Here is a 13,104-nt window from a genome sequence, read left to right on the forward strand (position 1 = left end):
TGAGGGCTCGGCCATGCCTCGCTATCAGCGGGTTCATGGGTGTGTGCGCGGCCGCGTCGGCGGGCCGGGGGAGGGACGATGCATTCTCTGCACGCGGGGCGACGAATCGGCCCCTCCGTCCGCCGGGACCACCAGGACCACCAGGACCACCAGGGGGTCGCCCGTGGCCTCGCGCTCGATCTCGGCAGCTCCCGCACCCGCGTCTGGGTGCCCGGACACGGCGTCCTCGCCGACACCGACGTCTGCGGCGAGCCGGGCACGGGGGCCGGGCACGGCCGCCCGGTCCGGCGGGGGCGCATCGTCGACCCCGAGTCCTGTGGCCGCATGCTCGGCCGCATCGCCGAGACGGCCCTGGCCCCGGACCGCACCGGCACCGTGATCGTCCTCAGCCACCCCGTGCTCGCCGGGGCCCGGCAGCGCGCCGAGGCAAGAGAACTGATCGCCGCTCTGGGACCGACGACCGTCATCGCCCTGGACAGCGCGAGGGCCGCCGCACACGCCGGACCGTGCGGCGGCGGCCCGCTGCTCGTCGTCGACATCGGCGCCGGACTGACCGAGGCGACCCTGCTCGTCGACGGGCAGGTCCGCGACGCCCGCCAGGCCGAGACGGGGCTGGGCGACCTCGCCCCGGCGCAGCCGCCCACCGCAGTCGTCCGCGCCGTCCTGGACATGATCATGGAGATGTGGAAGCAGGACCGGCACGGCGCCGTCCTCGGGGCCCTGCGCAAGGGTCCGCTGCTCACCGGCGGCGGCGCCACCCGCCCCGACATCACCAACCGGATCGCGGTCCGCCTCGGGGCTCCGGTGCGTCTCGCCGACGACCCGGCGACCGCCGTCGTACGCGGTGCCGGGATGGTCCTCAGCTCCGTACTCCGCCGGGCCGGCGCGGCACCGGCCCTGACCGGCCGAACCGGGTGACCCCCCTCCCGGGGCCGCCCCCGGGGAACGTGCCCCCGAGGGCACGGCCGGGCACCCCGGCACACCACGGCACCGCGCAGGCGGCCCGGCTGCTCCTCGCCGCCCTTCTGCTCGCCGTCCTCACCGTCGCCGGCACCACCCCCGCAGCCGCCGGATCCGCACTCTCCGCCCTGCCGTTCGCCGGGGTGCCGCCCTCCGCCGCGTACGCACCCGGCGCCCATCAGCCCACCCCGCACACCGACCGGACCGCCCGCACGGGCACCGTCCACGACACCCGGCGCCCCCGCACCGCCACGGCCACCGACCACCACCGGTTCGGGCCACCGATCGCACCCCACCCCCACCCCCAGCCCCGGGCCGGCTGCGACCAGGCCCGCACCGCGCACCACCTCCCGCCGCCCGGCCCCGACGTCCTGCTGCCCGGCGCGCCCGGCATCCACGTGCCCCACCGGGCCCACCCCCCGGCCCCCACCGCACCCCCGCGTGCCACCGATCACTCGCGCATCGCGCTCCCCGGCGTACGCGGGCCTCCACGGACGGCCGTTCACCGGCCACCGGTCCTGCCACCGGTCCCGTCCCACAGAACCGCCGTGCCGCCCCCGCCGAGGTGAGGGCGCCCGGCGCCCCCTCGGAGGAAACCCATGACTCGCGCCACCACGGTGCGAGCGGTGCTGGCTGCCGCCGTGCTGCTCGTCTCCGCGCTCATCACGTTGACCATGTCACCCAGACTCGGCCTCGACCTTCAGGGCGGCACCAGAATGGTGCTCCAGGCCAAGGACTCGGACACCGCGAAGGCGGACCGGGAAAGCACCGAGCGCACGCTCGAAGTACTGCGCCAGCGGATCGACTCGCTCGGCGTCGCCGAACCCACCCTGACCCGTTCGGGCGAGGACCGGATCATCGTCGAACTCCCGGACGTCCAGGACCCGCGCAAGGCCGCCGAGGTCATCGGCAGAACCGCCCAGCTCAGTTTCCACGCGGTCCAGGGGCCGGGGAGCGGAGAGGAAGGGAGCGGGAAGGAAGAGAGCGGAAAGGAAGGCAAGGCCGACAAGGGGCCGACCCTCCCGGACGAACAGGGCCGGTCCCTCGATCTCGGCCCGGCCCGGCTCTCCGGCGCGGGCGTCAAGGACGCCACCGCCGCGTTCGACGCCCAGCAGGGCGCCGGCTGGACCGTGTCCCTCGACTTCCACAAGAAGGCCGGCCGGGAATGGACCCGGCTGACCGGTGAAGCCGCCTGCCACCCGGTCCAGGACGACCGCCGCCGCGTCGCCATCGTCCTCGACCAGCAGATCATCTCCTCGCCGCAGGTCTCCCCGTCGGTCGCCTGCGGCGCCGGCCTGCCCTCCGGTTCCACCCAGATCACCGGATCGTTCAGCGCGGACGAGGCCCGCGAACTGGCCCTGCTGATCAAGGGCGGCGCCCTGCCGCTCCCCGTCGAGATCGTCGAGCAGCGGACCGTCGGACCGACGCTCGGCGCCGCTGCGATCGACGCGAGCGCCCGCGCCGCGCTCATCGGCGCCGCCGCCACCGCACTCTTCATCACCGTCGTCTACCGGCTCTTCGGCGCACTCGCCGCCGTCGCGCTCGCCGCCTACGGACTGATCTCCTACGCGGCCCTGGTCGGCCTGGGCGTCACCCTCACCCTGCCGGGTCTCGCCGGATTCGTCCTGGCCATCGGGATGGCGGTCGATGCCAACGTACTGGTCTTCGAACGGGCCAGGGAGGAACAGGCACAGCACCCGGGCCGCTCCCTGCGCTCCTCGCTGACCGCCGGATTCCGGGGTGCCTGGAGCGCCGTCGCCGATTCCAACGTGACGACGCTGATCGCGGCAGGGCTGCTCTTCTTCCTCGGCTCCGGACCGGTGAAGGGTTTCGGCGTCACCCTCGCCATCGGTGTGATCGCCTCCATGTTCTCCGCCCTCGTCATCGCGCGCGCCCTCACCGAGATCGCCGCGGGCTCCCGGTTCGTGAGCGCCTACCGGGGTATCAACGGCATCGCGTTCCCGGGCCGGGTGCGCACCTGGCTGAATCGCCGTGATCCCCGGCTGATGCGGTTTCCGCGCCGCTGGCTGATGGTCTCCACCGCTCTGGTCGTCGTCGCGGTCCTCGGCATCGTCGTGCGCGGTGTCAACCTGGGCGTCGAGTTCACCGGCGGCCGGCTCATCGAGTACTCGACGAGCCGGCCGGTCGAGGTGGAGCGGGCCCGCTCCGCCCTGGCCGACGCGGGCTTCGGCGATGCCGAGGTCACCACGGCCGGGGCGGGCGACCTCTCCGTACGGACCGGTGAACTCGACAACGACGGCGAACACGCCCTGCGCGCCGCCCTCGCGAAGGAGGGCGGCGAGACCACCAAGGTCCGCGACGAGCTGATCGGCCCCAGCCTCGGTGACGAGCTGCGGCGCAACGCCCTGATCGCGCTCGGCATCGCCGTGTTCGTGCAACTGGCCTATCTGGCGGTCCGGTTCCGCTGGACGTTCGCCGTGGCCTCGGTCGGGGCGCTGGTCCACGACGTGATCATCCTGGTCGGCGCCTTCGCCTGGCTCGGCCGCACCGTCGACGGCATCTTCCTGGCCGCGCTCCTCACCGTCATCGGATACTCCGTCAACGACTCGGTGGTGGTCTTCGACCGGGTGCGGGAACTCTGGGCGAAGGCCCGTCGCATGCCGCTGGCCACCGTCGCCGACCGGGCCGTCATCCAGACCGTCCCGCGAACGGTCAACACCGGAATGGGCGCGCTCTTCATCCTTGTCGCGCTCGCGGTGCTGGGCGGTGACTCCCTCGCGGACTTCGCCCTCGCCCTGCTCATCGGCATCTGCGTCGGTACGTACTCCTCGGTGCTGACCGCCGTGCCGGCCGCCCTCGTCCTGGAGCGCAGCAGCAAGGCCCCGCCGCCCGCCCGCAAGCGGGCACCGGGACGCCGGTCCGGTAGCGGGCGGGCGCGCCGGGATCCGCTCGACAACGGAGCCCGCGTCTAGCGCCTCGTGATCGGCCGGTCCGGATCCGTTCCGGACCGGTTCCGGCGCTCGAAGCCCGCTTCGGGCGCCGGCCCGGCGCCACCGCCGACCGCTTCACGCAGCCGGCAACCGCGCCCCGCAGCTTCGTCTCAGCAAGCGAGGGATCGCAGATGATCGGCGGTGGCCCGGTCGGCGGGCAGGAATGTCTCGATCGCCAGCTCGGCCACCGTCACATCCATCGGCGTATTGAACGTCGCGATGGAGCAGACGAAGGAGAGCACCCGCCCGTCGTGCTCGATCAGCAGGGTCAGCGCGAAGGGCAGCGAAGGAACGGGCCCGGGACAGCTGTCCTCCGGTACGGGATAGCCCGCGACCTCCTCGTACAGCTCACGCAGCTCCGCCGAACGGGCCAGGGCGATCTGACGCTCCATCTGGCCCAGCAGATCGGCGCGCCAGTCCCGCAGATTGCGGATGCGCGGGGCCAGACCCTCCGGGTGCAGGGTGAGCCGCATGGCGTTCAGCGGCGGTACGAGCAGGTGTTCGGCCACTCCCTCCATCAGCGCCGCAATGCCCCGATTGGCCGCCACCACGTTGTACGTGCCGTCGACGACCAGCGCCGGATACGGGTCGTAGGCCTGGAGCAGCCGCTCCATCCCCTCGCGCAGCGCGTCCAGCGCCGGGTCGTCGAACGCGGTCTGTGCGTAGCGGGGTGCGTAACCGGCCACCAGCAGAAGGGCGTTGCGTTCCCTGACCGGGACGTCGAGATGCTCGGCCAGCCTCAGGACCATCTCCTCGCTGGGGCGGGAGCGGCCCGTCTCGATGAAGGAGATGTGCCGGGCCGAGGAATCGGCACGGAGCGCGAGCTCCAGCTGGCTGATCCGGCGCTGCTCCCGCCAGCTGCGCAGCAGCGGCCCTACCCCCGTGTCAAGCGCGACAGTTGTCATACCCAGACCGTAACGTCACCGGCACCGCCGACCGGCACCGACCGCCGATGAGGGAGCCATCGCATGCCCGCCGCACCGCTGTCGCAGGAAGAGATCCAGGACCGACTGACCGGACTGCCCGGCTGGTCGCTGGAAGGGGACCGGATCACCTGCACGTACCGCTTCCACAGCCACTTCGCCGCCCTCGGCCTGACCGTGCACGTCGCCGCCATCCAGGACGAACTGAACCACCACTCCGATCTGACCCTCGGGTACAACACCGTCTCCCTCTCCGTGAACACGCACGATGCGGGCGGCGTGGTCACCGAGCACGATGTGAACCTGGCCGCGCGGGTTGCGGCGATCGCCGACGGGCACGGCGTGCGGTAGCCGCCACGCCGCGTGTCACATCGCCGCGCCGAACCGTGGATGCGCGGCGAGCCAGCGCGTATAGCTCTCGCTGCGCTCCACCGCCTCCGCGTACGCCGCCCGGGTGTACCCGCTCACCGCGCCCGCCGCCGCGTCGGCCGCCGCCGAGCGGGGATGCCAGCCCAGCAGATGGCGCCAGCTCAGCGGCGAGCCGGTGATCGGACGGGTCACCACCCCCGGGGCCGGCGGGAACGTCGCCCGGCACAGCCCGACCGCCCGCCCCACCTGCACCAGGTGGACGACGGAGGCCGTATCCGTCTCGTACACGGAGACCGGACTGAATCCGGCCCGTGCGCAGGCGCTGATGAAGCAGTCGGCGAAACAGCCCTCGCCCGGCACATCCGCCCAGCACTCGTCCGCCAGCGCGGAGAGGTCGAGCTCCTGTTCACCGGCGAGCGGGTGAGTGTCCGGCAGCATCACAAAGACCGGATCGACGCCGATCACCTGCCACGTCAGCCGGTCGCTGCCGGGCGGCGGGCTCTCCCCGCAGGTCCCGATGAGGGCGAAGTCGAGGCGCCCGTCCACCAGTTGCGAGGCGATCTCGGCGACCGACCAGGAGGTGTACGTGGACACGGGCGCGGTCGGGTGCGCGGTGACCAGGCGGTCCACGAGCCCGCCCAGCAGTGGTCCGTGCGTGCCGCCCAGCCGGAAGCGCTCCATCGTCCCCCAGGCGTTGGCGAACCGCACCGCCTCCTCCTGGAGCTCGCTCACGGCGGGCAGCACCACCCGGGCGCGTTCGAGCACCAGCTCACCTAGGAGCGTGGGTCGGGCGCCGGTGTGGTCGCGGTCGAAGAGCGGGCCGCCGAGTGCCTTCTCGATCCTCCGCAACTGCGCGCTCAACGCGGGCTGGGCCAGCCCGAGCGTCGCCGCCGCCTTGGTCAGGCTCCCGGTGTCGGCTATGGCACGTACGGTTCGCAGATGGCGCAACTCCAGCTCCATAAACGCAAGTTATGGGCCCAGCGGCGTACCGGCAATATGCAGGTGGCCACTGGGCGAGATGGTCCGGAGCCGAGCGGGTACCGGGTGCGCGGCACCGGCCGAAACGCGTGACTTGCTGAAGCGGCAACGAAACTTGCCGTACGGCCGATCCGTGGTGAGGCTGGCCCCATGAGCCAGCAAACCGGACACGGTCACCACCGGAACACCGCCCACAGCCACCGGCACCACCCGGACGCGGCCCACTGCCGGCACCACGACACCACTCATGGCCATCACCGGGACGCCGGTGACATCGACTGGGATGTGATGGGGTCACAGCTGGAGCAGGAGGCCGAGGTCAGCCGTCCGCAGTACGAGGCGGCGGCCCGCTGGATCGCCGGGCTCCGCGCGACCCCGAAGGTCCGCCGGGTGCTCGACATCGGCAGCGGACCGGGCGTGATCACCTGCCTGCTCGCCGAGATGTTCCCCGAGGCGGAGGTCGTCGCCGTCGACGGCACCCCGGCACTCCTGGAACGCACCCGCAGCCGCGCCGAACGCCTCGGTCTCGGCGACCGGGTCCGCACCCACGAGACGGACCTCCCCGAGGGCCTCGGCGCACTGGGGGAGGCGGACCTGATCTGGGCGGGCAATGCCCTGCACCATATGGGCGACCAGCGCGCCGTCCTGGCCGGATTCGCCGCGCTGCTGCGTCCCGGCGGCACCGTCGCCCTGGTCGAGGGCGGACTGCAGCCCCGCCGCCTCCCGCGCGACATCGGCATCGGGCGGCCCGGCCTGGAGGCCAGGCTCGAAGCGATCAACGCGGCCCGGTTCGAGGACATGCGTGCGGCGTTGCCCGGCACCAAGCGGGAGACCGAGGACTGGAGCGCCCTCTTCGCCTCGGTGGGACTGGCCCCGCAGGGCACCCGCAGCTTCCTGCTCGACCTTCCGGCGCCGCTCCCCGACGGGGCCCGGGACCATGTCGTCACCGAGTTCGCCCGTCGCCGCCAGATGTTCGAGGAGGAACTCGCCGCCGAGGACATCGCCGTACTCGACCGGCTGCTCGACCCCGACGACCCGGCCGGGCTGCGTCGGCGCCCCGATGTCTACCTGCTCTCGGCGCGCACTGTGCACCTGGGCCGACGGGGCTGACGGCGCGCGACCGTGCCGACGGGGGCCGGCCCGGCTCCGGTCCGACCGTACTGACGGGGCCCCGGCCCGGCTCCGTACGCCACGATGCTCTTGCGTACCCCGCGCCGATGTCATCAAAGCGGATTCCGCTGACCAGCTCCTTCCATCTCATCCGGCGCCCGCCGACGAATACGGCGCCGCTGTGGAATGAGCTGTGGGACCCATGTCGGCGAAGCACGCAGCGGGCCGCGGATGACGGGAATTCACAGGTTCCGTTCGCTGCCCGGACCGTGTCAAGAAAGGACACGCTGCTACCGGGGTGAGCGGGCATCAGGAAGTCGCCTGAGCAGGCTAATCGTCGATCAATTCGCCTATGAATAAGGGCAATTGAAGCTCACCAAATCATGCAAATATCCCATTTGGCGCACATATTGTCCCCCGATCGGAGTGCAGGATTCAGCCTTCGACGTGTCCGATATGACAGGTATGACAATTCTCAGTACGTTCATTCACGGGTCGACTGCTCAGCCGACCTTTCTGAGAACAGGAGAAGCGACATGATTACTCGTTCCACCGTCGTGACGGCTGCCGTTGCGGCCGCAGCAGCCCTGGCTGCCACCGGCATCACCTACGCCTCGGCCGCCACCTCCGAGCCGGCCCAGGCGACCCAGGCGACCCAGGCCGTACAGCAGGCCGTTCCCGGTTCGGCTCTCGGCGGCGGCGACGTCGGCAAGGGCAACGAGGGCAAGGGCAACGAGGGCAGGGGCGGCTACGAGGGCAAGGGCGGCTACGAGCGCAAGGGCGGCTTTGAGGGTCGTGAACGCCACGAGGGCCGCATCCACATCAACGAGCGGACCTACTCCGCCCACGTGGGCGGCTGCGTGACCGTGGTCAGCGGCCTCGGCTCCAAGAGCCTCAACGTCCGCAACGACAGCCGTCGGACCGTCGAGGTCTTCCGCGGCGCGACCTGCGACAACGGCGCCCCCATCGCCACCGTCGGACCGCACAGCTCCAGCGACGGGGTGCGGCCGGGCCACGTCAAGGGCGGTGTGTGGGTCGACAACGGAGTCGTGGGCAGTTTCCGCGTCATCCACCGTCACTTCGACGAGGACCGTAAGGGCGGCGACCGCGACTGGTGACAAAGTCACCGGGGTGACGTGAACCCCGGCCCGCCGTAATCGGGCCGGGGCTCCAGCCAGGGTATCCGACCGGAGCGATCCGGTCGGATACCCGCACCTGAAACGACGACTGACAGACTCAAACGCCTGCCAGATCATACTAAATCCGGACGGTGAAGCACCGCCAGCCGACCGGAACAGCCGTGCCGCACGCGGCTACCGGGCTCGGGCCGGTGCCTTTCCGGTTCCGGTTCCGGGATTCGGTTTCCGGATCCGTTCCCGGCCCGCGGCCCGTGGCCCTCGGCGCCGCCCGGCAACCGGGTGGCAGAACGTGGCACCGGCGTGGCAGACGCCGCCCATGTCCCGGCCGCCGGGGGCCGACGGGCCGTCTGGGTCCGGGTGGGTGAAGGCCCGGGCGGCACGGCGCCGAAGAACCACCGGAAATTCTGGTGCGCACGCATGCGCACACATCCCCGTGCCGACCGGTGTCCGGCCCATGCCCGCGGGTGTCGCGCACCGGCTCCACATGCCGCCACTGGCCGGGGGCCGGTTTCCTCCCGCTGTTGGACGCGGGCACCGTCCGCCGCGCCGGCCGTCGACGGTCTCCGGGGCGAGCCCGCTGATGAAGCCGACCGGCGTCCCCCGGGGTCTCCAGCTGCCGTTCGATCAGTCATCCCTGGGTGCCGTGGTTGTCGGCCCGCCGCGGCCCACGTCGCGCAGCCGGCAACGACCGGCCGCGGTGGCGGGCGCGGCGTCCCCACCGCTGTCCGGGTTTCCCCTGCGGCGCGGACCGCCGCGATGACGACTCTCGCTGCGATGACGGGGCTCAGGCGCCGACGTTGAACTCGCCGGGGTTCGGACCCAGACGCCGGCCCTCGTCCAGCGCAGCGAACGCGGCCAGGTCGTCGGCGTCCAACTCGAAGCCGAACACATCGAGGTTCTCCACGATGCGGGACGGCGTCACGGACTTCGGGATCACCACATTGCCGGTCTGGATGTGCCAGCGGAGCACCACCTGGGCGGCCGTGCGGTCGTGCTTCCGGGCGATCGCGACGACCGTCGGGACCTCCAGGAGACCCTGGCCCTGGCCCAGCGGCGACCATGCCTCGGTCGCGATGCCGTGCCGGGCGTGGAAGGCGCGCGACTCGGCCTGCTGGAGCTGGGGGTGGAGCTCGATCTGGTTGATCACCGGGACCACGGAGGTCTCGTCGAGCAGACGCTCCAGGTGCTCGGGGAGGAAGTTCGACACGCCGATGGACTTGGCGCGGCCGTCGGCGTGGATCTTCTCCAGGGCCTTGTACGTGTCGACGTAGGCGTCCTTGGCCGGTACCGGCCAGTGGATCAGATACAGGTCGACGTGGTCGAGCCCGAGTTTGTCGAGCGAGGCGTCGAAGGCGCGCAGCGTCGAGTCGTACCCCTGCTCGGAATTCCACAGCTTCGTGGTGACGAACAGCTCCTCGCGGGCGACACCGGAGGCCGCGATCGCCCGGCCGGTGCCCTGCTCGTTCTCGTAGATCGCGGCGGTGTCGATGCTCCGGTACCCGGACTCGATGGCCGTGGCGACCGCCTTCGCGGCCTCGTCGTCCGGCACCTGCCAGACACCGAAACCGAGCTGCGGCATCGCGACGCCGTTGTTGAGGGTGATGGAGGGGACCTGGCTCACGAGCGGTCGATCCTTACGTCGTCGGTTGGTACTCCCACCGCCAACGATCAACGGCCGCCGAGCATTCCCCCGTCGGCCCTCATCCGTCCAGGGCATTGACCGCGTCCGGTCAGCACGCAACTCTGGAGCACGTCACTGAACAACGGACACTCTTGTGAACGCGCACTCCGAGATCATGACGAACGACTCCGAGCGAGGTCGACGTGACGAACCCTTCCAGACGGGCACTGCTCGGCGCGGCCGTCGGCGGCGCCGTCGCCGCGACCGCCGGGCTCCCCGCCACCGCGCACGCGGCAGGCTGGAAACTGCGCTGGTCGCCCTCGGCGGGCAGCGATGGACTCGGTGCCTTCGAGACCGTCGAGGACGACCGGGCCGGTTCCCATCCGCAGGGGCAGCCGCACATCCTCACCGAGGGCGACACCTTCCGTTTCCACATGCACACCGTCGACCGGGACACCTCGACGGACCGTCAGCGCCAAGAGGTCACCGGGCTGCGCACCAGCGGCAGTTCGTTCCTCAGATGGCTGCCCGGAGAGACCTGGCGGGTCACGTACCGCATGTACATCCCCGGATCGCTGAAGGCGACCACCAGCTTCACTCACATCATGCAGATGAAGCAGCCGGGCACCGGCACCTCGCCGATCGTCGTGCAGTCCCTGCGCCGGGTGAGCGGGGTGCAGACCATCGAGCTCAGGCTGCCCCTGGCCGACATCCTCGTCGGCCGCACCGACCTCGTACCGCTCCAGAACAAGTGGATCGACGTCGACTTCCGGATCGCGATCGGTGACGGCGCGTCGGGCTCGGTCCGCTGGATCCTGAAGGACGGGACGACCACCGTCGTCGACGGGGCGAAGTCCGGCGTCGACACACTCCTCGTCGACCGGGTCCGGCCCAAGTGGGGCATCTACCGGTCGCTCGCCGACACCTCGGGATCGCTGCAGGACACCCATCTTCTGCTCACCGGGATGCGCGGGTACCAACTGGTCTGACCGGCCCCGGGAACAGAAGGCGGCATGCCCTCGTGCGGCGGGGCGGCGGGGCCTGCCCCGCCGCCCCTGAGGGCTGCTCGCGCCCGGCCCGACCGGCGTGCGCCGTCCAAGATTTGGGCCCGCGCGGGGCATTGACAGAAAGCTCCGCAGGGAATCCTATGCAGTGTCGGTTAGGAACCTTTCCTAACACCGGAACCGGAAGGCATCATCCGTGCACCCTGCCGCACCCCCACGCCGCTTGGTGGCCGCCCTCGCGGGCCTCAGCTGTCTGCTCCTGCCCCTGCTGGGCCATCTCCCGAAGGCATACGCCGCCATGGCCGCGGACGAGGTCACCGACACATACCGCTCCGGAGTGGTCCGGTCCCCGTACGAATTCACCAAGATCGCCGTCCAGTACAAGGGCTGAGGAGATCCCATGCGAACCACCACGAGCAGAGTGACCCTTGCCGCAGCGGCCGTCGCCACGGCCGGACTGCTGATGCCACTGCTCGGTGCGCCGTCGGCCGCCGCGGCGGACACCCGCTACGAGGCGGAGGGCGCGAAGCTCTCCCGGGCGGCCGTGGCCACGAACCACACCGGCTACTCCGGCACCGGCTTCGTCGACTACACCAACGTGGCAGGTTCCTCCGTGGAGTTCACGGTGAACGCCGCCACCGTCGGCAACTCGCTGGCCATCCGCTACGCCAACGGAACCACCACCGACCGCCCGCTGGACATCAGCGTCAATGGCACGGTCGTCGCCTCCGGCGTCTCGTTCGGCTCCACCGGATCCTGGGACACCTGGGCGACGAAGACCATCAGCGCACAGCTCCCCGCCGGAACCAGCACCGTCCGGGCCGTCGCGACCACGGCGAACGGCGGTCCCAACCTCGACTACCTCGACACCGCGACTCCCGCCACCGGTGGTCCCGCAGTGCCCTTCGGCAGCCACACGATCCCGTACGCCACGGGGATGCTGAAGCCCTCGGGCACGCAGTCGGCACTCGACCAGGCCGTGATCAAGGCGTACAACGCCTGGAAGTCCGCGTTCGTGAAGAAGAACTGCGGCAACGGCTGGTACGAGGTCATCTCGCCGGACGCCGACCACCCCTACGTCGCCGAGGCCCAGGGCTACGGGATGGTCGTCACCGCGACGATGGCGGGGGCCGACCCGGAGGCGAAGACCGTCTTCGACGGCCTGGTCAAGTACATGCTCGCGCACCCCTCGGTGAACAACGCCAACCTCCTCGCCGCCGAACAGGACGCCTCCTGCAAGAGCGTCGACGGCTCCGACTCGGCGACCGACGGGGATCTGGACGTCGCCTACGGGCTGCTCCTCGCCGACAGGCAGTGGGGCTCCACCGGCACGTACAACTACAAGGACCTCGCGGTCAAGCACATCAACGCCATCAAGAAGAGCGAGGTCAACCCGACCACGCACCTCATGCTGTTCGGCGACTGGTCGGACTCGGGGGAGTCCCACTACTGGATGACCCGCTCCTCGGACTGGATGATCGACCACTTCCGCGCGTTCAGGGCCGCCACCGGTGACAGCACCTGGGACACCGTGCGCACGGCACACCAGAACCTGATCACCTCACAGCAGTCCAAATACGCGCCCGGGACAGGACTGTTGGCGGACTTCGTCGTCAACACCAACACCACGGCCAAGCCCGCGCCGGGCGAAGTGCTCGAAAGCCCCAACGACGGCGACTACTCCTGGAACGCCTGCCGCGACCCGTGGCGCATCGGCGCCGACGCCGTCACCAGCGGGGACAGCGCCTCCCTCGCCTCGGCCCGCAAGCTCAACACCTGGATCAAGGCCAAAACGGGCGGCGACCCGGACAAGATCGCCAGCGGCTACCACCTGAACGGTTCGGTGTTCGACAGCGGCAACGACATGGCGTTCACCGCCCCGTTCGTCGTGACCGCGCTGACCGACTCCGGCTCCCAGGCGTGGCTCGACGCGCTGTGGAACAAGCTCGCCACCACACCGATCGACCCGGATCTCTACTACGGCGGGAGCGTCCAGCTCCAGTCGATGATCGTCGCATCCGGTAACTACTGGGTTCCCTGATGGAGGGT

The 13,104-nt window shown here is 70.9% G+C and carries 12 protein-coding genes; 9 read left to right on the forward strand and 3 right to left on the reverse strand.

What is annotated here, in order from left to right; translation table 11 throughout:
- Nucleotides 1-78 precede the first annotated feature (78 nt).
- The 3 genes from IE107_RS00375 to secD are packed head-to-tail and all read left to right on the forward strand — an operon-like array spanning nucleotide 79 to nucleotide 3,893.
- On the forward strand, nucleotides 79-918 hold the full coding sequence (locus tag IE107_RS00375) for a rod shape-determining protein (protein ID WP_189539732.1): 840 nt from the start codon (nucleotides 79-81) through the stop codon (nucleotides 916-918).
- A 29-nt stretch (nucleotides 919-947) separates the two neighbouring features.
- Nucleotides 948-1,529, forward strand: a complete 582-nt coding sequence (locus IE107_RS00380; RefSeq protein ID WP_189539734.1) for a hypothetical protein — start codon at nucleotides 948-950, stop codon at nucleotides 1,527-1,529.
- Between the two features lie 30 nt (nucleotides 1,530-1,559).
- Nucleotides 1,560-3,893: a protein translocase subunit SecD gene (secD, locus tag IE107_RS00385; protein ID WP_189539736.1), complete on the forward strand. Its 2,334-nt coding sequence runs from the start codon at nucleotides 1,560-1,562 to the stop codon at nucleotides 3,891-3,893.
- Nucleotides 3,894-4,021: 128 nt separating this feature from the next.
- Here secD and IE107_RS00390 read toward each other — a convergent pair whose 3' ends face one another.
- Entirely contained in the window at nucleotides 4,022-4,816 is a 795-nt protein-coding gene (locus tag IE107_RS00390) for a helix-turn-helix domain-containing protein (protein WP_189539739.1), read from the reverse strand.
- Nucleotides 4,817-4,879: 63 nt separating this feature from the next.
- Between IE107_RS00390 and IE107_RS00395 the strand changes: the two genes are divergently transcribed.
- Entirely contained in the window at nucleotides 4,880-5,185 is a 306-nt protein-coding gene (locus tag IE107_RS00395) for a 4a-hydroxytetrahydrobiopterin dehydratase (protein ID WP_189539741.1), read from the forward strand.
- Nucleotides 5,186-5,200: 15 nt separating this feature from the next.
- Here IE107_RS00395 and IE107_RS00400 read toward each other — a convergent pair whose 3' ends face one another.
- Nucleotides 5,201-6,163, reverse strand: coding sequence for a LysR family transcriptional regulator (locus IE107_RS00400; protein WP_189539743.1), 963 nt, complete (start codon nucleotides 6,161-6,163; stop codon nucleotides 5,201-5,203).
- 168 nt (nucleotides 6,164-6,331) lie between these two features.
- On the opposite strand from IE107_RS00400, the gene IE107_RS00405 reads away from it, so the two are divergent.
- Together IE107_RS00405 and IE107_RS00410 are read left to right on the forward strand one after the other, a co-directional pair.
- Nucleotides 6,332-7,291, forward strand: a complete 960-nt coding sequence (locus IE107_RS00405) for a class I SAM-dependent methyltransferase (protein ID WP_189539745.1) — start codon at nucleotides 6,332-6,334, stop codon at nucleotides 7,289-7,291.
- Nucleotides 7,292-7,827: 536 nt separating this feature from the next.
- Nucleotides 7,828-8,409, forward strand: coding sequence for a hypothetical protein (locus IE107_RS00410; protein WP_189539747.1), 582 nt, complete (start codon nucleotides 7,828-7,830; stop codon nucleotides 8,407-8,409).
- A gap of 805 nt (nucleotides 8,410-9,214) precedes the next feature.
- On the opposite strand, the gene IE107_RS00415 is transcribed toward IE107_RS00410, so the two are convergent.
- Nucleotides 9,215-10,051 (reverse strand): aldo/keto reductase, encoded by an 837-nt coding sequence (locus IE107_RS00415; protein WP_189539749.1) that lies wholly within the window; start codon nucleotides 10,049-10,051, stop codon nucleotides 9,215-9,217.
- A 203-nt stretch (nucleotides 10,052-10,254) separates the two neighbouring features.
- On the opposite strand from IE107_RS00415, the gene IE107_RS00420 reads away from it, so the two are divergent.
- The 3 genes from IE107_RS00420 (at nucleotide 10,255) to IE107_RS00430 (ending at nucleotide 13,096) form a co-directional block, all read left to right on the forward strand.
- Nucleotides 10,255-11,040 (forward strand): Tat pathway signal sequence domain protein, encoded by a 786-nt coding sequence (locus IE107_RS00420; RefSeq protein ID WP_189539751.1) that lies wholly within the window; start codon nucleotides 10,255-10,257, stop codon nucleotides 11,038-11,040.
- Nucleotides 11,041-11,251: 211 nt separating this feature from the next.
- The gene (locus IE107_RS00425) at nucleotides 11,252-11,446 is read left to right on the forward strand and encodes a hypothetical protein (RefSeq protein WP_189539753.1); all 195 of its coding nucleotides are present in this window, start codon (nucleotides 11,252-11,254) and stop codon (nucleotides 11,444-11,446) included.
- 9 nt (nucleotides 11,447-11,455) lie between these two features.
- Nucleotides 11,456-13,096, forward strand: coding sequence for a glycosyl hydrolase family 8 (locus IE107_RS00430; protein WP_189539754.1), 1,641 nt, complete (start codon nucleotides 11,456-11,458; stop codon nucleotides 13,094-13,096).
- Nucleotides 13,097-13,104: the final 8 nt, after the last annotated feature.

This window comes from Streptomyces gelaticus, assembly GCF_014649535.1.
GTDB classification, from domain to species: Bacteria; Actinomycetota; Actinomycetes; order Streptomycetales; family Streptomycetaceae; genus Streptomyces; species Streptomyces gelaticus.

Bases quoted from the DNA above. Each gene is read 5' to 3' on its own strand.
- IE107_RS00375 (WP_189539732.1), top strand. From the start codon at position 79: ATGCATTCTCTGCACGCGGGGCGACGAATCGGCCCCTCCGTCCGCCGG.
- secD (WP_189539736.1), top strand. From the start codon at position 1,560: ATGACTCGCGCCACCACGGTGCGAGCGGTGCTGGCTGCCGCCGTGCTG.
- IE107_RS00390 (WP_189539739.1), bottom strand. From the start codon at position 4,816: ATGACAACTGTCGCGCTTGACACGGGGGTAGGGCCGCTGCTGCGCAGC.
- IE107_RS00395 (WP_189539741.1), top strand. From the start codon at position 4,880: ATGCCCGCCGCACCGCTGTCGCAGGAAGAGATCCAGGACCGACTGACC.
- IE107_RS00400 (WP_189539743.1), bottom strand. From the start codon at position 6,163: ATGGAGCTGGAGTTGCGCCATCTGCGAACCGTACGTGCCATAGCCGAC.
- IE107_RS00405 (WP_189539745.1), top strand. From the start codon at position 6,332: ATGAGCCAGCAAACCGGACACGGTCACCACCGGAACACCGCCCACAGC.
- IE107_RS00410 (WP_189539747.1), top strand. From the start codon at position 7,828: ATGATTACTCGTTCCACCGTCGTGACGGCTGCCGTTGCGGCCGCAGCA.
- IE107_RS00430 (WP_189539754.1), top strand. From the start codon at position 11,456: ATGCGAACCACCACGAGCAGAGTGACCCTTGCCGCAGCGGCCGTCGCC.